The organism is Nocardia suismassiliense, assembly GCF_900269665.1.
GTDB classification, from domain to species: Bacteria; Actinomycetota; Actinomycetes; order Mycobacteriales; family Mycobacteriaceae; genus Nocardia; species Nocardia suismassiliense.
This window is the reverse complement of the sequence record NZ_LT985361.1, coordinates 2728830-2748354: the sequence shown is the minus strand read 5'-3', so window position 1 is coordinate 2748354 and position 19525 is coordinate 2728830. Positions and strand designations below refer to the sequence as shown.

Annotated in this window: 18 protein-coding genes and 1 riboswitch; of the genes, 8 read left to right on the top strand and 10 right to left on the bottom strand. The window is 69.1% G+C overall.

From position 1 onward, the window contains the following. Positions 1 to 8: 8 nt before the first annotated feature. From mraY to DBO33_RS12335, 9 genes are all read right to left on the bottom strand, one after another. The gene (gene mraY, locus DBO33_RS12375) at positions 9 to 1085 is read right to left on the bottom strand and encodes a phospho-N-acetylmuramoyl-pentapeptide-transferase (RefSeq protein ID WP_107660203.1); all 1077 of its coding nucleotides are present in this window, start codon (positions 1083 to 1085) and stop codon (positions 9 to 11) included. A 55-nt stretch (positions 1086 to 1140) separates the two neighbouring features. Further along, positions 1141 to 2655: a UDP-N-acetylmuramoyl-tripeptide--D-alanyl-D-alanine ligase gene (locus DBO33_RS12370; RefSeq protein ID WP_107655156.1), complete on the bottom strand. Its 1515-nt coding sequence runs from the start codon at positions 2653 to 2655 to the stop codon at positions 1141 to 1143. Further along, on the bottom strand, positions 2652 to 4244 hold the full coding sequence (locus DBO33_RS12365; RefSeq protein WP_107655155.1) for a UDP-N-acetylmuramoyl-L-alanyl-D-glutamate--2,6-diaminopimelate ligase: 1593 nt from the start codon (positions 4242 to 4244) through the stop codon (positions 2652 to 2654). Before DBO33_RS12365 ends, DBO33_RS12370 begins: the two co-directional genes overlap by 4 nt. A gap of 122 nt (positions 4245 to 4366) precedes the next feature. Then, positions 4367 to 6259 (bottom strand): peptidoglycan D,D-transpeptidase FtsI family protein, encoded by a 1893-nt coding sequence (locus DBO33_RS12360; protein ID WP_407670508.1) that lies wholly within the window; start codon positions 6257 to 6259, stop codon positions 4367 to 4369. Continuing rightward, entirely contained in the window at positions 6256 to 7059 is an 804-nt protein-coding gene (locus DBO33_RS12355) for a hypothetical protein (protein ID WP_199856594.1), read from the bottom strand. Before DBO33_RS12355 ends, DBO33_RS12360 begins: the two co-directional genes overlap by 4 nt. A gap of 82 nt (positions 7060 to 7141) precedes the next feature. Continuing rightward, entirely contained in the window at positions 7142 to 8116 is a 975-nt protein-coding gene (rsmH, locus tag DBO33_RS12350; RefSeq protein ID WP_107655154.1) for a 16S rRNA (cytosine(1402)-N(4))-methyltransferase RsmH, read from the bottom strand. Between the two features lie 181 nt (positions 8117 to 8297). After that, on the bottom strand, positions 8298 to 8729 hold the full coding sequence (gene mraZ, locus DBO33_RS12345; protein WP_107655153.1) for a division/cell wall cluster transcriptional repressor MraZ: 432 nt from the start codon (positions 8727 to 8729) through the stop codon (positions 8298 to 8300). 413 nt (positions 8730 to 9142) lie between these two features. After that, the gene (locus DBO33_RS12340; RefSeq protein WP_107655152.1) at positions 9143 to 9571 is read right to left on the bottom strand and encodes a DUF3040 domain-containing protein; all 429 of its coding nucleotides are present in this window, start codon (positions 9569 to 9571) and stop codon (positions 9143 to 9145) included. Between the two features lie 147 nt (positions 9572 to 9718). Further along, positions 9719 to 10159 (bottom strand): SAV_6107 family HEPN domain-containing protein, encoded by a 441-nt coding sequence (locus DBO33_RS12335; protein WP_199856593.1) that lies wholly within the window; start codon positions 10157 to 10159, stop codon positions 9719 to 9721. Between the two features lie 142 nt (positions 10160 to 10301). Between DBO33_RS12335 and DBO33_RS12330 the strand changes: the two genes are divergently transcribed. From DBO33_RS12330 to DBO33_RS12310, 5 genes are all read left to right on the top strand, one after another. Beyond that, on the top strand, positions 10302 to 10913 hold the full coding sequence (locus DBO33_RS12330) for a GNAT family N-acetyltransferase (protein WP_107655151.1): 612 nt from the start codon (positions 10302 to 10304) through the stop codon (positions 10911 to 10913). Between the two features lie 55 nt (positions 10914 to 10968). Then, the gene (locus DBO33_RS12325) at positions 10969 to 12534 is read left to right on the top strand and encodes a phytoene desaturase family protein (RefSeq protein ID WP_107655150.1); all 1566 of its coding nucleotides are present in this window, start codon (positions 10969 to 10971) and stop codon (positions 12532 to 12534) included. Positions 12535 to 12653: 119 nt separating this feature from the next. Beyond that, a complete protein-coding gene (locus DBO33_RS12320) occupies positions 12654 to 13469 on the top strand; it encodes a carotenoid biosynthesis protein (RefSeq protein WP_325050710.1) in 816 nt (271 codons plus the stop codon). A 96-nt stretch (positions 13470 to 13565) separates the two neighbouring features. Then, positions 13566 to 14312, top strand: a complete 747-nt coding sequence (locus DBO33_RS12315) for an LppM family (lipo)protein (RefSeq protein WP_234391356.1) — start codon at positions 13566 to 13568, stop codon at positions 14310 to 14312. Between the two features lie 50 nt (positions 14313 to 14362). Then, on the top strand, positions 14363 to 15481 hold the full coding sequence (locus DBO33_RS12310; RefSeq protein WP_234391355.1) for a glycosyltransferase: 1119 nt from the start codon (positions 14363 to 14365) through the stop codon (positions 15479 to 15481). A 59-nt stretch (positions 15482 to 15540) separates the two neighbouring features. On the opposite strand, the gene DBO33_RS12305 is transcribed toward DBO33_RS12310, so the two are convergent. Further along, positions 15541 to 16263, bottom strand: a complete 723-nt coding sequence (locus tag DBO33_RS12305) for a hypothetical protein (protein WP_234390803.1) — start codon at positions 16261 to 16263, stop codon at positions 15541 to 15543. A 243-nt stretch (positions 16264 to 16506) separates the two neighbouring features. Next, positions 16507 to 16601: riboswitch (SAM riboswitch) on the top strand. A gap of 187 nt (positions 16602 to 16788) precedes the next feature. Here DBO33_RS12305 and DBO33_RS12300 point away from each other — a divergent pair. Genes DBO33_RS12300 through DBO33_RS12290 form a run of 3 tightly spaced genes read left to right on the top strand, consistent with a single transcriptional unit; the run spans position 16789 to position 19525 of the window. Beyond that, positions 16789 to 17793 (top strand): amino acid ABC transporter permease, encoded by a 1005-nt coding sequence (locus DBO33_RS12300; RefSeq protein ID WP_234390802.1) that lies wholly within the window; start codon positions 16789 to 16791, stop codon positions 17791 to 17793. Beyond that, the gene (locus DBO33_RS12295) at positions 17790 to 18557 is read left to right on the top strand and encodes an amino acid ABC transporter ATP-binding protein (protein ID WP_107655148.1); all 768 of its coding nucleotides are present in this window, start codon (positions 17790 to 17792) and stop codon (positions 18555 to 18557) included. Before DBO33_RS12300 ends, DBO33_RS12295 begins: the two co-directional genes overlap by 4 nt. Positions 18558 to 18571: 14 nt before the next feature. Further along, complete coding sequence (locus tag DBO33_RS12290) at positions 18572 to 19525, top strand: ABC transporter substrate-binding protein (RefSeq protein WP_234390801.1); 954 nt, start codon at positions 18572 to 18574, stop codon at positions 19523 to 19525.

Below are 19525 nucleotides of genomic sequence, written 5' to 3'. Positions count from 1 at the left end.
TCGCTAGTTCACCCGACCGCAGAGAGATATTCGCTGTAGAACAAGCCGAGGCCGATGGCCGAAGCCATCGCGGCCAATAGCCAGAACCTGATGATCACCGTAGTCTCGGCCCACTTGCTGAGTTCGAAGTGATGATGGAACGGCGCCATCTTGAACAACCGGTTGCGCGTGGTGCGGTACACCGCCACCTGCAGCACCACCGACAGAGTCTCGGCCACGAACAGCGCGCCGATGACGATCATCAGCAGCTCGGTCCGGGTGGTGATGGACAGCCCGGCCAGCATGCCGCCCAGCGCCAGCGAGCCGGTGTCGCCCATGAAGATCTTGGCGGGCGCGGCATTCCACCACAGGAAGCCGACGCACGCGGCGGCGCCCGCGGCACAGACCAACGCCAGGTCGAGCGGGTCGCGCACGTTGTAGCAACCGACCTCGGCCTTGATCTCGCAGGCGTGGTAGTACTGCCAGAACGTGATGACCACGTAGCCGCCGAGCACCAGGCTCATCGAGCCTGCGGCGAGCCCGTCCAGTCCGTCGGTCAGGTTCACCGCGTTGGACCAGGCGACCACGACGAGGCAGACGAAGACGAGGAATACGACGACGCCCATCGTCACCGTGCTGATGTCGCGCACATAGGACAGCTGCCTGCTGGCCGGCGTCAGCCCGCTCGCGCCGCGGAACTGCAAGGCGAGCACACCGAAGACGACGGCGGCGGTCAGCTGGCCGAGATACTTGCCCGCGGCGGTGAGGCCGAGATTGCGCTGCTTGCGAATCTTGATGAAGTCGTCCACGAAACCGACACCGCCCAGCGCGGTGGCCAGGCCGAGCACCAGCAGGCCGGACGCCGACGGGCCGTCCGCGCGGTAGCCGATGCCGATCAGATGCGAGCCGAGGTAGCCGGCCCACATGCCGATGATGATGGCCACGCCACCCATCGTCGGGGTGCCGCGCTTGGCCTGGTGGCTGGCCGGGCCGTCGACCCGGATCTCCTGACCGAAGCCCTGCTTGGCGAACATCTTGATCAGCAGGGGGGTCAGCAGAATTGATACGGCGAGCGCTATCGCAGCCGCGAAAAGAATCTGTCTCACGACCAAGCCTCGCTAGCGCTCGGCCAAGCGGTCGCTGTTTTGATGACTCGCTCGCTCAATCCCTTGCCTCCGTGCTTCCCGTACGTCCGCTGGATGGCTCCGCATTGATCAAGTGTTCGGCGACCTCCCAGAGGCCCACCGACTTCGACGCCTTGACCAGCACCACATCACCCGCCTCGACTTCGTCGTCGAGCAACGCGATGGCCGCGCCGATGTCGGGCACGAGGATCGCCTCCTCGCCCCATGAGCCTTCCATCACCGCTCCCTGATGCATCGCCCGGGACGGCCTTCCGGTGCCCACCACGATCAGCCGGTGCACGTCCAGCCGCACCGCGAGCCGGCCGATCAGATCGTGTTCGATGACGGATTCTTCGCCCAGCTCGCCCATCTCGCCGAGCACGGCCCAGCTGCGGCGCGGTCTTTCGCCCGCGCGCGACATGGTGACCAGGGCTTTCAGCGCGGCGCGGACGGAATCGGGGTTGGCGTTGTAGGAGTCGTTGACGACGGTCACGCCGCCGGCGGTGGTTTGCACATCCATCCGGCGGGCCGAGGCGGCGTGCGCCCCGGACAGCGACCGGGCGATGGTCTCGAGGTCCGCGCCGCATTCCAGCGCGACCGCCGCCGCGGACAGTGCGTTGCCGACCTGGTGTTCGCCGTGCACGGCCAATTGGATCGGGATGCTGCCCGCCGGGGTGTGCAGGGTGAATCCGGCGCGTGCTTCGTGGTCCAGCCGGATATCGGTGGCCCGCACGTCGGCGTTGTCGGACTGGCCGACCATCACCACGCGGGCGGTCGTGCGTGCGGTCATCGCGGCGACCTGTGGGTCGTCGGCGTTGAGCACGGCCAGCCCGGTCGGCGGAAGCGCCTGCACCAGTTCGCCTTTGGTCTTGGCGATGGCCTCGCGGCTGCCGAACTCACCGAGGTGCGCGGTGCCGACATTGAGCACGACGCCGATGCTCGGCGGCGCCACCTCGGCGAGCGCGGCGATATGCCCCGGCCCGCGGGCCGACATCTCCAGCACCAGGAAACGGGTATCGGCGTTGGCGCGCAACGCGGTCCACGGATGGCCGAGCTCGTTGTTGAACGAACCCGGCGGCGCGACCACGGTGCCCAGCGGCGCGAGCACGGCGGCGAGCAGGTCTTTGGTGGAGGTCTTGCCCGAGGACCCGGTCACCCCGACGACGGTGAGAGTGCCTGCCGCGGTGAGGCGTTGCACGCTGGCCCGGGCCAGGTCGCCGAGCGCGGCGAGCACCGCGGCCCCGGACCCGTCCGAATCGGCCGCCAGCGCAACCGAACTCGACGGCACCGAGCCGGGACTCGGCGTGACGACGATGGCGGGCACGCCCACCGGGCGGGCCGCGAGCACCGCGATCGCACCGGCCGCGACCGCCGCGGCGGCGTAGTCGTGGCCGTCGGACCGCTCCCCCGGCAGGGCCAGGAACAGATCGCCGGAACCGATTCGGCGCGAATCGAACTCCACCGAACCGGTGACCCGCACCTCCGGGTCGGGGACGTCGTGCAGCGTGCCGCCGACGACGTCCGCGATCTCCCGCAGTGTCATCTCGATCATGAAACCGTCAAGTCCTCCGCGTCCGCGTTGTGCGGACTTCGCTTGTCCAGTGCCGCCGCGAGCACGTCGCGGTCGTCGAAGGGGTGCTTCACGCCCCGGATCTCCTGTCCGGCCTCGTGCCCCTTACCCGCAACCAGTACCACGTCGCCGGGCTGAGCCCAATTCACCGCCGCCGCAATGGCTTCGGCGCGATCGCCGATCTCGCGCACGACGCCGCGCGCGTCCTCGGCCACCGCCAGCGCGCCGGACCGCAGCGCGGCCCTGATCTGCGCCGGATCCTCGCTGCGCGGATTGTCGTCGGTGATGATCAGCAGATCGGCGCCACGGGCCGCCACCTCGCCCATCAGCGGACGTTTACCCGCATCGCGGTCACCACCGGCACCGACCACCACGGCGAGGCGTCCCGGCGATTCCGGCGCGTCGGCCGCGAGATGGCCACGCAGCGTGGCGATCACCGATTCCAGCGCGGCGGGCTTGTGCGCGTAGTCGACGATCGCGAGGAAGTCCTGGCCGCGCTCCACCCGCTGCATCCGGCCCGGCACATCGACGGTGGCCAAGGCGGGCGCGGCGACCGCGGCGTCGACCCCGGCGGCGGCGCACACGGCGACCGCGAGCAGACCGTTGGCGACGTTGTAGCGCCCCGGAAGGCGTAGTCGCACAGCGATATTGCCGGTGGGTCCGGCCGCGCTGAATTCCTGTTCGCCGCCGTGCGCCGCGATCGCGCCGTCCAGCCGCCAATCACCGGTTCCGGTGGTGGACACCGTGATCGGGCCGTCGAGCCCCGCGGCGAGCCGCACGCCCCACTCGTCGTCGACACAGATCACCGAGGTGCGCGCGGCCACCGGCGAGGTCGGCTCGAACAGCCTGCGCTTGGCGGCGAAGTAGTCCTCGAAGTCGGCGTGGAAGTCCAGGTGGTCCTGCGACAGGTTGGTGAACGCGCCGACCGCGAAGCGGACCCCGTCCACCCGGCCCAGCGCCAGCGCGTGGCTGGACACCTCCATCACCACCGCGTCCACGCCCTGCTCGACCATCAGCGCGAACATCGCGTGCAGCTGCGGCGCCTCGGGGGTGGTCAGCGCGCTCGGTACGCGTCGGCCGCCGATCCTGGTCTCGATGGTGCCGATCAGCGCGGTCGACAGGCCCGCCGCCGCCAGCCCGGCCTCCACCAGATAAGACGTGGTCGTTTTGCCGGAAGTGCCGGTGATGCCGACGATGCGCAGCTGTTCGGAAGGGTTGCCGTAGATCGCCGCGGACAGCTCGCCGAGCACCGCGCGCGGATCCTCACGCACCAGCACCGGCACCGTCAGCTCCCCCGCGAGCTCCGCACCCGCCGCATCGGTGAACACCGCGACCGCGCCACGCTCGACCGCGTCGGCGGCGAACCGGGCACCGTGCGCCTGCGCGCCGGGCAGGGCGGTGAACAGATCACCGGGCCGCACCGCCTGCGAACGCTGCTCGACTCCGGTGACCTGGATCTCGTCGAACGCGGGTCCGGTCGCCGCGGCGCCGGTCAGCGCCTGCACGGCGGTCAGCGCGGTCGACGGTGGGCGAGCGGGCCGGAGCGCGTGCTGGCTGGACTGCGCAGGCACATTGCTCCTCTCTGATACGGGCGGGGACTGGGACGACGAGTCAGGTTACCGACGGCCGATCACGGGTCAGCAACGCGCCCATATGTTGCCGTCTGCTCGGCTCATCCCGGCACCACACCGATTCAGTCGGCCTGCAGTACGAATCGCTTGGACGGCTCCGGCGACGGCGGGATGCGGTCGCGCTGCATCGCCCAGGAGGCGATGTTGTGGAACAGCGGCGCCGCGGACTGGCCGCCGCTGCCGTCGGAGCTGCGCACCGGATTGTCGAGCATGAGGCCGATCACGTAACGCGGGTTGTCGGCGGGGGCGATGCCGGCGAAGGTGATGTAGAACGACGAGGTCGAGTAGCAGCCGCAGCTGGGGTCGACCTTCTGCGCGGTGCCGGTCTTGCCCGCGATCTGGTAGCCCTCGATCGCGGCGGGCCCGCCGGTGCCGTTCTCGTTGGCGTCCATCGGATCACGCTGGACTACCGACTGGAACATGGTGCGCAGCGTCGCGGCCGTCTGCGGGCTCACCACGCGCACGCCGTCGGGCTGCGTCTCGTCGGTGCGGGTGCCGTCCGGCGCGACCTTGGCTTTGATGATGCGCGGCGGGATGCGGACACCGTCGTTGGCGATGGCCTGGTACATGGCCGTCATCTGCAGCGTCGTCATCGAAAGACCTTGACCGATGGGCAGATTGGCGAAGGTGCCGCCCGACCACTGATCCCGGGCCGGGACCACGCCCGCGCTCTCGCCCGGCAGGCCGACCCCGGTTCGCTGGCCCAGCCCGAACCGATGCAGCATGTCGGCGAAGCGGTCCTCGCCGACCCGTTGGGCGAGCATCAGCGTGCCCACGTTGGAGGACTTACCGAAGATGCCGGTGGTGGTGTACGGCGCGACGTCGTGCTGCCACGCATCGTTGACGGTCACCCCCGCCATCCGGATGTTGCCCGGAACCTGGTGCACCTCATCCGGATTGGTGAGCCCGTACTCGATGGCCGCGGCCGCCGTGACGATCTTGTTCACCGACCCCGGCTCGAACACCTCGGTCACCGAGGGATTGTCCATGTCGGCGGAGGCCCAATCCTTCGACGGCAGTTTGGGATTGAACGTGTTGTCGTTGGCCATCGACAGCACCTGCCCGGTCTTGGCATCGAGCACGACCGCGGAGGCCGAGCTCGCACCGGACATGTCCCGTGCCTGTTGTACCTGCTGTTGCACGTAGTACTGCAGATCCGAGTCCAGGGTCAGTTCGACGCCATTACCGTTCACGGCGTCCTGCTTGTCGCGCCAGCTGCCGGGAATGACGGTGCCGTCGGAGCCGCGGTCGTAGGTGCGCGACCCGTCGGTGCCCGCGAGCACCGAGTCGAGCGAGGACTCCAGACCGATCTGGCCGTGACTGTCCCAGCCGGTGGCGCCGATGACGTTGGCCGCCAGCGAACCGCCCGGGTACTCCCTCGGATACTGGGCATCCGCGCCGACCTCGGGGAACTGCGTGCGGATGTCCGCCGCGATCCGCGGGTCGACGCCGCGCGCCAGGTATACGAACGTCTCGTCGCTGCGCAGCTTCGCGAGCAGTTCCGCTTCCGAGGGCCCCGCCTTGCCGAGCTTGTCGTGCACGGTCTTGGCGATCGCTTTGAGCCGCTCGTCCGGGTCGGGCGCCTTGGGGTTCTTGGCTTTGTTGTCGGCCAGCTGCTTGCGGACCGGGACCGGCTGGAAATGCAGCTGTTTCGCGGCGATGGTGTAGGCGAGCGACTTACCGTTGCGGTCGGTGATCGGGCCGCGGATGGCGTAGTCGGGCTCGTGCGTGGTGCGCTGGTCCGCGGCCTGCGCGGAGAGGCTCGGCGCGTTGATGGTTTGGATCCACAGCAGTTGCAGCGCGACGACACCGAGGGCGATCAGCATGATGATCCGCCCCGCGCCCAGCCGCCTGCGCAGCGGCTGATTCTTCTTGGGCGCGGCGGTGCGCGGTCTGGCGGCCTTGCTCGGACCAGGCTCGCGACGCCTGCGCGGCGCGGGCCTGGTCTGGGTCACCGCTGCCCTCCGTCTGGAAGTACCTGTGGCTGAGTGGATTCCGCCTGTCCCAGCGCGGCATCCGCAGCGGGCGGCGCAGCTTCGGCCTGTTGCGGAGCGGCCTCGGCAGGCGCCTGCGGGACCGGGCTGACCGGAACCGGGCTCGCCGGAGCCGCGTTCACCTGCGCATTGTTCGCCGCAGCGCTACCAGGCGCGGGCGGCAGCGCCGGCGGCGGCGGTGGTGTGGTCGTCACCGGCATCACGCGCTCACCACGGGCCTGCGCATAGCCCGCCTGCGGGCCGATCGGACCGGTAGGCGAGACGTTCAGCGGCGGCACCGGCGGGCCCTGAGCGGGCGTCGGTTTGCCGATCACCGTCACGGTGCCGTCCGGCTCGACCACCAACCGGGCCGGGTCCTTGGCCGGGATCATGCCGAGTTCCCTTGCGCGGGCGGCGAGTTCGGGCGGGGAATCGGCCGCCTCGACATCACGCAGCAACGCGGCCCGTTCGTCGGCCAGCCGCTTGTTGGTCGCCTTGATGTCACCGAGCTGGTAGCTGTCCTCCGCGGCGCGGGTGGTCAGCAGCAGGGTGAGCGCGAGACCGCAACCGAGCAACGCGATGATCGCCGCGACGAACGGAATGCGCGAGGCCATCACCGAACCCTGGCGCTTCGGCAGCACCGGTGCGTCGGAACGGGTTTCGGCGCGGGTCCGGCGGCGGGCGTAAGCCCGTTGCGCGGCACCCGATTTCACCCGCTCGGAGTCATGGACCCGGCGGGCGATCCGCCCGGGTGCGTCGACGGTCCGCGTCCGAATACTCATACTGTCCCCTCGTGAGTCTGTGCGGGACTACCGGCCTCCCTTGTCCAGGCCCCACACCCGGCCGGCCGGACAAGCTCATGTCTCATCCGACCTCCTGAATTCGCTCCGCGGCGCGCATCCGGACGGGTGCGGCACGCGGGTTCTCCGCTATTTCCTCCTCGGTCGCCTTCTCCGCGCCACGGGTCAGCATCCGGAATTCCGGTCCCATGCCGGGCAATTCGACCGGTAGGTCGACGGGGGTCCTGGAGGCCGCGCGCGGCGCGAACTCCTGCTTGACCACCTTGTCCTCGAGTGACTGATACGACATGACGACGATGCGGCCGCCGATCCGCAGCGCATCCAGGGCCGCGGGCAGCGCGGCGCGCAACGAATCGAGCTCGCGGTTGACCTCCACCCGCAGCGCCTGGACGGTGCGCTTGGCCGGATGCCCGCCGGTCCGGCGGGTCGCCGCCGGGATGGCCGCGTAGAGCAGCTCGACCAGTTCGGCACTGGTGGTGAACGGCTTCTGCTGGCGGCGGCGCAGCACCTCCGAGGCGATGCGGCCCGCGAAGCGTTCGTCCCCATAGGTTTTCAGCACGCGGGCCAGGTCGCCGTGACTGTAGGTGTTGAGCACGTCGGCGGCGGTGGGCCCGGTGGTGGGGTCCATCCGCATGTCCAGCGGCGCGTCGACGGAGTAGGCGAAGCCGCGGTCGGCCTCGTCGAGCTGCATCGAGGACACGCCGAGGTCCATCAAGATGCCGGAGACCGATCCCGTGGCACGCAGGCCGGCTTGGTCGAGCGCCTCGGCGATCCCGTCGTATCGGGTGTGCACCAGCGTGATTCGGTCCGCGTACGGCGCGAGCCGCTCGGCGGCCAGTTTCAGCGCGGCGGTATCCCGGTCGAGACCGACCAGCCGGAGACCGGGGTAGGTGCGCAGGAAGTGTTCGGCGTGTCCGCCGAGACCGAGGGTCGCGTCGAGGTAGACCGCACCGGGTTCGGTGAGCGCGGGCCCGAGCAGCGCGTCGGCCCGGCCGAGCAGAACAGGAACATGGCGGGGGCCGTCCTGCTCACGGTTCACCTCGACCTCCCGGGATCTGCCTCGCTTCGTCGCGCACCGCGCACGGGTCGCCTTGTCTGAAGAAACCGTTGCCGGAGACGAATGCCTCGTGGTCTCTGACCGAACCTCGGCACCTGGCGTCGGGGAAGTACGTCAGGGTCCGCGTCCGGGCAGAGGCCGCGCGGCACTCGTTCGCTCGGGGCTAGAAGATTCCGCCCAGCGACTCGTCTCTCGCTTGCGAGAAATCCTCCTCGTGCTCGGCGAGGTAGGTGTCCCACGCCTGCTTGTCCCATATTTCGAGGAAATCGACCGAGCCTGTTACCACGCAATCCCGTTGCAGGTTTGCGTAGCGCCGATGTTCGGCCGACAACACGATCCGGCCCTGCGCGTCGGGACGTTGTTCATCCGTTCCAGCCGCTAGGGCCCGGACGAATGCGCGCGCCTGCGGATTACTTCGAGATGCCGCCGCGGCCCGGCGAGCGAGCGCGGTGAACTCTTCCTTGGGGTACACGGCAAGGCTGTGGTCCTGACCCTTCGTGACCATCAACCCTCCCGCCAGATCGTCTCGAAATTTCGCAGGCAACGTGAGTCGCCCCTTGTCGTCCAGCCGAGGTGTGTAGGTACCGAGAAACAACTCGATACCTCCCTAGTCGATCACCTCGATGGTCGGCCTTTCCTGTAGTGCGCGCTCCACATTACCCCACTTTCCCCCACTTTCAATCGAAACTGCCGGTGATCTGGCTCCCGACCCAGACGATTTCGCAGGTCATCCCAGCTATCACTGTGGTGGAGAACTTTTTGCGTGTTCTGCCGACACGCACAGTCCGCATGGACAAAGGCCCGGAAACACCCAGCAAACGCCCAGGTGCCCCTTGGCTCGGCCGAACGAGGGGGTGAAGTGGGGATCTTGTGGGGAGATGTGGAGCAAGCGCGGCAAACCCGCGCGGCGCGCCTCGGCGGCGCGGGCGACGGCGCACGCGAGACGGCGACGCCGCACCTGATCGGTGCGGCGTCGCCGTGGTCTGGAGTTGTCAGGCTACGGGCGAGCTATTCCTGCTCGAACCGTCGCCGGAATCGGTCCTCCATGCGCTCGGAGAAACCGCCGGACTTGCGTTGGCGTCCACGCTGTCCGGTCGTTCCACCGCCTGGGCTACCGGGCGCGGCGTCGCCGCCGGCCCGATCACCCTTCGCAATGCCCTTGGAACTGCCGACCAGCAGCAGTACGCCTGCGGCGAACATGACGATGAATCCGACCAAACTGATGATCGGGAAGCCGCCGGGCTTCACTGGAGCAGCGATGCCGGCGACGAGTAGAAACAGACCAAGGACGAACAAGGCCGCGGCCTGGAGTCTGCGACGACTCGAGGTCGAGCGAAGGCGCCCGCCGCGGACGGACGACGCGAACTTCGGATCCTCAGCATAGAGCGCGCTCTCGATCTGTTCGAGCATGCGCTGCTCGTGCTCGGAGAGTGGCACGGTACCTCCCCCGGCACTAGGCGTGGCTGTCGCCTCCGGGTAGGCGACTGATAGCCGACCTTGGCGGCTATCTGTCACCAATGATACGAGTTCGATCAGGGCCGTACCACCTAGTCGCTCATAACTATGTGGGCGTGCCGCCTGTCACTATCCGGTCATGCCGTTTGTCCACCCCGGCGCGGGGCGCAATCGAGCCGATGCGGTAAGGAGATCTTCGACGTCGTGCAGGAATGCTCCTACCCGCGAATAGAACTCGTCGGCCTCGTCATCGTCGATGTCGCGATCGAGCCCCGCCTCCAGCGCGGCCCTGGTCTCCGACCGCGCGCTGAAGTAATCGGCCCACATCACGAACTCGGGCGCGGCGGACTGCAGCAGCACCCACGCGTTGCGCGACCGAGCCCGCGGCGCGTTGTCGGCGCCGGTGAGCGCGATCACCGCGCCCGCCCCGCGTAATGCGGCCAGATACGCCGTGCGGAACCGCTCGCGCGGGTCCCGCTCCCCCGCCGCCTGCATGAGCAGGCCATCGGCGCGTTGCAGCAGCTTGCCCGCTCGACCGGGCTGTCCCGGATGTTCGACCCGATTAGACATCTCGGAGTCCCTCCGCCCTCGCTTACCCGTGCCCAACACCGCCTTGGTGTGACCGAACAGGTATTCGAACGTTTGAATTGAGATTGAATATAGAGACGCCCACCGACAAACTTCCGCGCCCGCTGTGGACCCGACGAGAGCCATGACCGCCGTCAAGCCCAATCACACCCCCGCACCTGTCGTCGTCGACCTGTCCGTCACGGCACTGCGCTCCCGGCTGCACGATGCGCTGGCTGTGTATGTCGCGGCGATGGACTATCCGCGCGGCACCGAACACCATCGCGCGCCGATGTGGACCGAGCACACCACCCGCCCCGGCTGGCAGGCCGTGGCCGCGGTGGTCCCCGATGATTCCGGGCATGTCGACCTACGGTCCGCGCCGATCGTGGCGATCGCCTACGGCTACCACGGCGCACCGCACCAGTGGTGGCACCAGCAGGTACACAGTGGGATGCGGCGCTCCGGCTGGCCCGAACATTCGACGCGCGAACTGCTTTCGGACTATTTCGAGCTGACCGAGCTGCACGTGCACCCGGCGGCGCAGGGGCTCGGCATCGGCTCCACGCTGTTGCAACGGCTGCTGCGGGATCGGCCCGAGCAGGCCGTGCTGCTGTCCACCCCGGAGGTGGACCAGGAGGACAACCGGGCCTGGCGGCTGTATCGGCGGCAGGAATTCACCGACGTGGTACGGAATTTCGTGTTCGCGGGCGACAATCGGCCGTTCGCCATTCTGGGACGGCGGCTGCCGCTGTGACGCTCCGGTGCCCTCGGAATCCGAGGGACCCGCGAGGTACCGCGATGAGGGTCACGTGACGGTCGTGGTGGTCGGTTCGGGCCACAACGCGCTGGTCGCCGCGTGCTATCTGGCGCGCGCCGGGCACGCGGTGGAGGTGCTCGAACGCGACGAGGTACTCGGCGGCGCGGTGTCGACCGTCGAACGGTTCCCGGGCCATCTGGTCGATCGCGGCTCGTCCGCGCACATCATGGTGCGGCACACCGGGATAATCGAGGAGCTGGAGCTCGCCCGCTTCGGCCTGCGGTACATCGATTGCGACCCTTGGGGTTTCACGCCCGCCGGCGGCGAGCACGCGCCGCTGGTGTTCCACCGCGACCTGGATGCCACCTGCGCGTCGATCGCCGCCGCCTGTGGCGAGCGGGACGCGTCGGCGTATCGGCGGTTCGTCGAAGTGTGGGGTCCGCGCAGTACCAGGGTGATGCGGGCGTTCGGCGGTGGGCCCACGCCGGGCCGGTTGCTGCGCTCGTTCTGGGGGTTGGACGCGAAGAACGGCGGGAGCGCGCTGTCGCGGGAGTTCCTGCAGTCCGGGGACGCGTTGCTGGACAGTATGTTTCAGGACGAACGACTCAAGGCGTCGCTGGCCTGGTTCGGCGCGCAGTCCGGCCCGCCGATGTCGGAGCCGGGCACCGCGCCGATGGTCGGGTTCGCCGCGCTCATGCACACCCTGCCGCCGGGCCGCGCGGTCGGCGGCAGTGGCGCGCTGTCCGCGGCGCTGGTTGCCCGGCTGCGCTCCGACGGCGGCGTGGTGACCCCGGGTGACGCCGTGACCGCGCTGCGGCGCGACGGTGCGGGCTGGCGGGTCCGCACGGCCTCGGGACGAAACCTGCACGCCGACATCGTGATCGCGGGCTCGCACGTGCTGACCACGCTGGATCTGTTGCGCGCGGGCGGATTCGACGCCGGTGTGCTCGACGACTGGCGGCGGCGCATCCGGGTGGGTCCCGGCATCGGGATGGTGGTGCGGGTCGCCACCAGCTCGCTGCCGCGTTATCCCGGCAGCTCGGTCGACGAATCCGCCCGTGGTCTCCAGTTTCTCGTGTCCGACCGGCGGCAGCTCCGGCTGGCCCACGGGGCGGCGTCGGCCGGGGACCTGCCGCCGCGGCCGGTGGTGCTGGCGATGAGTTTCAGTGCGCTGGATCCGAGCATCGCCCCGCCCGGGGAGCATCAGCTCTCGCTGTGGGCGCAGTGGCACCCGTACCGGCTGGCCGACGGCAGCGAGTGGGCCGCGCACGCCGAGCGGGAGGGCGACCGGATCATTGCCGAAGTCGACTCCTACGCACCGGGTTTCGCCGATACCGTGCTGCGCAGGTTTGTGCAGACGCCGGTCGACCTGGAGCGGGAGATGGGGCTGCTCGGCGGCAATGTGATGCACGTGGAGATGTCGCTGGATCAGATGATGATGTGGCGGCCGCTGCCGGAACTGTCGGGGCAGCGCGTACCCGGCGCTCCGGGGCTGTATCTGACCGGCGCGTCGACGCACCCGGGCGGCGGAGTGTCCGGCGCCAGCGGGCGCAGCGCCGCCCACCTCGCGCTGCGCGATCTGCGCCGCAACCGATTCCCCCTGCTGCGCAACCGATGACGAACCGCACCCAGCCCAGAGCAGACGCACACCTTTCGGCTGCCCGCACACCGAATCGCATGCGATTTCGTCTGCGGGAACTCAGAAAGTGTGCGGCTGTGGCGGAAGTCGGCGCACCCGTGACAGTGCGCCGGCTTGTGCCTGCGGTGCTCGCCGGGGTGCTGATCCTGGTGCAGATCGCCTATCCGCTGACGTCCGGCGACGGGCGGGATCGGGTGACGGTCGTGGTCGTGCTGCTGTCGGCGGGCACGGCGTTGGCGCATGCGACGGCGACGCGCGGAATACGTTATGCGGCCGGGTTTCTGGTGATCGTCTCCGGGCTCGGGCTGGCCGCCGAGATCATCGGTACCGCAACAGGTTTGCCGTTCGGGTGTTACGAGTACGCGATGGATCGGCTGGGGCCCGCGCTCGGTGGCGTGCCGCTGGTGGTGCCGCTGGCCTGGACCGGTGGGCTGTATCCGATCTGGGTGGTCGCCGGGCTGCTCGCGCGCGGCGCGGTGGCCCGGGTCGGCCTGCTGGCGGTGGGTGCGGTCGGCTGGGATCTGTTCCTCGACCCGCAGATGGTCGCCGACGGTCAGTGGACGTGGTGTGACCAGAGCTCCGGATTGCCCGGTATCGCCGAAATTCCGTATACCAACTACCTCGGCTGGTTCGCGGTGGCGCTGCTCATGGCTGGGTTGCTGACCGTGTGGGAGCGCGCGGCGCCGGTGCCGGCAGGTACGCCGGATCCGTCAGCGGGGCTGGACACCGTTTCCCGGCTCGCGGTGCCGGTGGCCGTTTTCCTGTGGACCTGGCTCGGGTCCGTCCTCGCGCACGCGGTGTTCCTCGGACTGCCGTTCTCGGCCGGTTACGGCGGGATCGCACTGGCCGCTCTCGGCCTGCCACTGCTGCGTCACCTCGGCTTTTTCTGCCCGCGACCCGATCCGGCGGACTAGCCGAAGCACATCGCGTGCCCCGTTCCGCCCGTCGCGTGGCCATCTGGACGGATGGCCTGGCACGATGTCTCCGTGCAGCCGAGTCCCGTCACCACGATGCCCGATGCCCCGGTACTACCGTCGCCGCGGACGCCCCGCCCTGGAGTGCGTGTCGCCGCGGCCGTTCTGCTCGCGGCGTTGCTGGTCCCCGTGCTCGCGGGTTGCCTGCGGGTGCAGGTGTCGATGGGTGTGTCGTCCAACGACCGGGTGTCCGGGCGGATCGTCGCCGCGGTCGTGCCCGTCGAACCCAATGACAAGGGCCCGCAGCTGAAGGCGCCCGACTCGCTCGCCGCGAAGGTGCGCGTCGAGCCCTACACCCAGGACGGGTACGTCGGCAGCCAGGTGTTCTTCGAAGACATGTCGTTCGGCGAGGTCGGCCAGCTCGGTCAGCTGTCCGAGCAGACCCAGGGCATGTTCCAACTGCAGTTCCAGCGCACCGGCGACCTGGTCAGCCTCAGCGGCCGGGTCGACCTGAAATCCGTGCCGCCGCACGGCTCCGACGTCCAGTTCACCGTCGCGTTCCCGGCCCGCGTCGCCAAGACCAATGGCAACCGCGAGGGCGACAACATCGTCTCCTGGAAACTGCCCGCCGGCGACGTCTCCCCGTTGCGCGCCGAGGTCAGCTACGCCGACCCCAACACCCGCTCGTTCGCGGGCTGGGCGGGCATCGTCGGCGGCATCACCCTCGCCGTGGCCGCCGTCATCGCCGCCATGGCCTACATGGATCGCAACCCGCCCGCACCGGGTGCCCCCACCGGTCTCTCCTGGAGTCGCTGGTGGAAAACGGTCAAGCAGGGTCGCTGAGCGAGGGCCGACTCGCGTCGCGCGGTGGCTTGTGTGCCGGATGGCTCGGGCTGACCCGGGTCGGTGCCGGGATATCGGTGGTCGGCGCTGGAATTGCGCTGTACAACCGGATTACGGTGCGGCAGTTGGTAGCGAGCCCGATCGAGGTGATCGAGCCGGTGACCGTGTGCGTGCCTGCTCGGAACGAGGCCGCGCGACTGCCGGGGTTGATCGCCGATCTGCGGGCACAGCGCAGGGTGGCGCGCATGAGCGTGGTAATTCTCGACGACGCGTCGGACGATGACACCCTTGCGGTGGCGGTCGACGCGGCGGCCGGGGACCCACGAATCACTGTGTTGCGCAACGAGACCGCGCCTGCGCCCGGCTGGACCGGGAAAGCCGCCGCGTGTGTGCGACTGGCCGAAGCGGTGGTGACGCCGGTGCTGGTTTTCGTGGATGCGGACGTGCGGCTGGCACCGGACGCGATCGCGGCGGCGGTCGGCGAATTACGCAGGCGGCGGGTCGCATTGGTGTCGCCGTGGCCGAGGCAGCGGGCCGAGTCTCCGATCGAGGCCTTGGTGCAGCCGCTGCTGTGCTGGGCGTGGGCCGCGACATTGCCGATCGCGGTGGCCGATCGCAGCCTGCGGCCATCCACTTCGGTGGCCTGCGGCCAGTTTCTGGCGTTCGACACCGCCGCCTACCGCGCCATCGGCGGGCATGCCTCGGTCGCCGCCAGTGCGACCGAGGATCTGGACATCGCCCGAACACTGCGCCGCGCAGGACAATCCACTGTGCTCGTCGCCGCCGGACGCCTGGCGAGCACCCGAATGTACGAGGACGCAGCCGAACTCGACACCGGCTACACCCGCTGGCTGTGGTCGGCGTACGGCGGCACCGTCGCGGGTGGCGCGACCGTGGGAACGCTTGCTGCCCTGGCGTATTGGCTGCCGCCGTTCGCCGCGATCCGTGGCCGTGGCTCTCTCCGCCGGGTCGGTCTTCTCGGCTATACGGCCGCTGTCACCGGCAGGTTGCTGGCTCGCGCCACCGAGACCGGCGGACCACTCACCCGCACCGATTTCCTTGCGGCCATGGCTCATCCGTTCTCGGTGGCCGCATACCTGGTGTTGTGGGCACGCTCCCATCGCGCTCGACGACGGGGCCCGTTGCGCTGGAAGGGTCGCGCGATCTAGGGCCTGTCGCGAAGTCCGGCCTCATGCATCCGGGGCTGGATGGGACTTTGTGACAGGCTCTAGGGGACCTCGGTGATGCCCACCGTCGGCAGGAAGAAGCAGGACTTGCCGCCGTTTTCGACCGTGCCGAAGACCGCGGCCAGCACGGTGCCCTGACCGGTGTCGACCGGGACCGCACGGACGCCACCCATCGGGAGGGCGGCGAAGAAGAAGTCCTGGATGGCGCGTTCGGCCATCGGGCGCAGGGCTGCCGGGACTTCGGCGGGGATCATCGCGCCGAACACCGAGGACAGCGGGCCCATCGATGCCATGCCGCCGCGGCCGCTGGTCAGGTTCAGCCAGGCGACCTGCATGCCGGTGGTGTCCGGCCCGTCCTGGCCGAGGCCGTAGGGCACGAAGGTGAACATGGTCTGGCCCGACTTGACGGCGGTCAAGTCCAGGCCCGGGATGGCGAGCGTGGTCTTGGGCCACGGGCCGGGCACGGCGGCGGCCACCGCCGGGGCGAGGCCGAGGGAGGTGCCGTTCAGGCAGTACGCGGATGCGGTCGGGTAGAGGAACGGCTGCATGCCGGCGGCGCGCAGCCCTTCGACCGCGGTGTTGTAGACGCCGAACAGATCGCTGAGCGTGCTGGTGCCGGTCTGCGCCGGACGGTCGGCCGCCGTAGCGGGCGAAACCGGTGCTGCGGCGGGTGGCGTCGCGCCTACGGTCGGTGCGGCGAGCGCCAGCGCGACCGAGCAGGTCGCGACGGCGGACAGTATGGTCGAACGGCGCGGTACAGCCACGGAGACCTCCCTCATCAACGACGCGATCGAAGGCTGACGGTACTCCCGCAAACGCCGTGAACAGGCGATATAGGCGCTGGCAAGTGATCGGCGTGTCCTACCGGCGCACCGCCGCGGCACCCCCGATATCCGCCCTGCGGCGAGGTTTACGCTCACGGTGATTAGTTCCCTTGTCTCAGGGTTCGCCTGCTGGGCATGATAATTCGGCCCGCCCCTGACATCAGCCGGTGTCCGGATCGGCGACAACCATCCAGAGCGACCGAGAGACCTGGCTCGTCGACGTCGCAGCAACCCCCCGGTTCACCGGGTGCGGGTGCTTCCGCCGGGACCGATGGAGGAACCGAAGTGATCATTTCCGCTGCCCCGGGCACCCGTTGGGGCCGTCGCCACATCGATCAGTGCAAGGTGACGTCCGCGAGCTGTCGGGGCTGACCCGCAGCCAGTCTGTGCACCCGTCGCTGGCCGGGTGATGTGCCCGCGGCCCGATGTGGTGCGGTCTCGTTCGTTCTCCCGAAGGCCCTCGACATGAGTGCGCCCGCCACCGCCGTACCCGGCGAAACCGACGCCGGCGACGACCCGGTCGCCCCTACGACTCACCTGCTCGGTGCCGAGGATGCCGCACCCACCGTCGCCAAGACATGGCACCCGTGGCGGTGGGTGGTCAGTGCGATCGCGCTCATCCTGCTCGCACAGTTCATCCACGGTCTGGTCACCAATCCCGGCTGGGATTGGCCGACCTTCGCGCAGTACATCACCGCGAAGTCGGTGCTCGCCTCGTTGAAGGTGACCTTGGAACTCACCGCGTGGGGTACCGCTCTCGGCTTCCTGCTCGGCACCGCGCTGGCCATCGCGCGACTGTCCGGCAACCCGGTGCTACGGGTGATCTCGTGGTGCTACATCTGGGCGTTCCGCTCGATTCCGCTCATCGTGCAACTGCTGTTCTGGTTCAACATCGCCTACCTGTACAACACGCTGTCGGTCGGCATTCCTTTTGGTCCCGCGTTCTTCACCTTCGAGGTGAACGGCGTGATCAGCGGGTTCACCGCGGCGGTGATCGGACTCGCGCTGCATCAGGCGGCGTACTCGGCCGAGATCATCCGGGCGGGCATCATCTCCGTCGATGCCGGGCAGCTCGAAGCCGCTGCCGCACTGGGCATTCCACGGGTGCGCCAGTTCCGCACCATCGTGGTTCCGCAGGCCATGCGGTCGATTCTGCCCAATGCGACCAATGAGGTGATCAGCCTGTTCAAGGGCACCTCGATCGTGTCGGTGATGGCGATCGCGGAGCTGTTCTACCAGGTCCAGGTGATCTACGGCCGCAACGGGCGGGTGGTGCCGCTGCTGCTGGTGGCCACCGCCTGGTACATCGTCCTCACCACCATTCTCTCGGTGGCGCAGTACTACATCGAACGGCACTACGCCAAGGGCACCCAGCGCACGCCACCGCCGTCACCGGTCCACCGGGCCTGGCAGAAGCTGCGCGAGGTCGCCGAATCCGGCGCCACCGCACCGCGCGGAGCGACCCGATGACCGCCGCGCCCGCCGTCGAGGTCCGCGGCGTCCGCAAATCCTATGGCGCGCAAGAAGTCCTGCGCGGGGTCGACCTGACGGTGCGCTCGGGTGAAGTGGTGACGGTGATCGGCCCGTCCGGCTCCGGCAAGTCCACCCTGCTTCGAGTGCTCAATCATCTGGAGGCGCTGGACGCGGGCACGGTGCGCATCGACGGCGAGCTGATCGGCTATCGGCTGCGCCGCAACACCTTGCACGCGCTGCCCGACCGCGAGGTGCGCAAGCAGCGCTCCCGCATCGGGTTCGTCTTCCAGAACTTCAATCTCTTCCCGCACCTGACGGTGCTCGACAATGTCACGCTCGCACCGCTTTCCGCGCAACGCCGCGACCGCAAGGAGGTCGAGGCGGAGGCACGAATCCTGCTGGAACGAGTGGGCATCGGCGAGCTGGCCGACGCCTACCCGCGCAGGCTGTCCGGTGGGCAGCAGCAGCGGGTGGCGATCGCGCGAGCACTTGCCTTGCGCCCCAGGGTGATCCTGTTCGACGAACCGACCTCCGCGCTGGACCCCGAACTGGTGGGCGAGGTGCTCGACGTGATCCGCGATCTCGCGCACGGCGGCACCGCGCTGGTGATCGTCACCCACGAGATCGGCTTCGCTCGCGAGATCGCCGACACCGTGGTGTTTCTCGACGCGGGCGCGATCGTCGAACAGGGCACGCCCGATGCGGTCCTCGATAATCCGCGCCACCCGCGCACCCGCGCCTTCCTCTCCCGAGTCCGCTGATGAACAGGTTTCCGATGAAGCTCTCCGCCCTGGCCACCGCCGCCGCGACCGCGGTCGTACTGCTGGCCACCGGCTGCACCGACCCCGACGCGGAATCCGCGCCCTCCGGTGCGATCACCTTCGACCTCTCCGCCGCGCAGACCGGCCGGGTCCGCGCCGCCAAGGTGGACAGCATCGCCGCCGAAGTGCCGCAGGCCATTCGGGATCGCGGCACCCTGGTGGTGACCGGCTCGTCCGGCACCGCGCCGCCGCTGCGTTTCTACGCCGACGACGACAAGACCGTGGTCGGCTCGGAGGTCGATTTCGCCGCGCTGGTCGCCGACATCCTCGGCCTGAAACTGGATGTGCGGGTAGCGGATTGGGCGCAGAACTTCGTGCGCATCGATTCCGGCGAGGTCGACGCCTTCGTCTCCAACGTGACGGTGACCGAGGAGCGCAAGGAGAAGTACGACTTCGCCACCTACCGTCACGACACCGTCGCACTGGAGGTGCCCGCGCAGAGCACCCTCGAGTTCAAAGACCGCACGAGCCTGGCGGGCAAACGAATCGGCGTCGGCAGCGGCACCAATCAGGAACAGCTGCTGGTGAAGTGGAACGAGCAGAACCGCGCGCAAGGCCTGGCGCCCATCGACATTGCCTACTTCCAGCAGACCAGCGACTACTACCTGGCGCTCGCCTCGCAGCGGCTGGACGGCTTCATCGGCCCCAACCCGACCGCGATCTACCACACGGCCACCGCGAAGCAGACCAAGATCCTGGGCACCTTCTCCGGCGCCGGCGACGCGCTGCAGGGCGAGATCGCGGTGCTCACCAAGAAGAACAGCGGGCTGGTCACCGCCGTCCAGCAGGCGCTGAACCACGCCATCGAACACGGCGCCTACCAGCAGGTGATCGACCGGTGGGGCCTGCAGAGCGAGCAGGTCACCGAGTCGCGGATCAATCCGCCCGGCCTACCGAAGCAGCGGTGA

Bases quoted from the DNA above. Each gene is read 5' to 3' on its own strand.
- DBO33_RS12315 (WP_234391356.1), top strand. From the start codon at position 13,566: ATGCCCGATGCCCCGGTACTACCGTCGCCGCGGACGCCCCGCCCTGGA.
- DBO33_RS12355 (WP_199856594.1), bottom strand. From the start codon at position 7,059: ATGAGTATTCGGACGCGGACCGTCGACGCACCCGGGCGGATCGCCCGC.
- DBO33_RS12295 (WP_107655148.1), top strand. From the start codon at position 17,790: ATGACCGCCGCGCCCGCCGTCGAGGTCCGCGGCGTCCGCAAATCCTAT.
- DBO33_RS12290 (WP_234390801.1), top strand. From the start codon at position 18,572: ATGAAGCTCTCCGCCCTGGCCACCGCCGCCGCGACCGCGGTCGTACTG.
- DBO33_RS12335 (WP_199856593.1), bottom strand. From the start codon at position 10,159: ATGTCTAATCGGGTCGAACATCCGGGACAGCCCGGTCGAGCGGGCAAG.
- DBO33_RS12370 (WP_107655156.1), bottom strand. From the start codon at position 2,655: ATGATCGAGATGACACTGCGGGAGATCGCGGACGTCGTCGGCGGCACG.
- DBO33_RS12330 (WP_107655151.1), top strand. From the start codon at position 10,302: ATGACCGCCGTCAAGCCCAATCACACCCCCGCACCTGTCGTCGTCGAC.
- DBO33_RS12300 (WP_234390802.1), top strand. From the start codon at position 16,789: ATGAGTGCGCCCGCCACCGCCGTACCCGGCGAAACCGACGCCGGCGAC.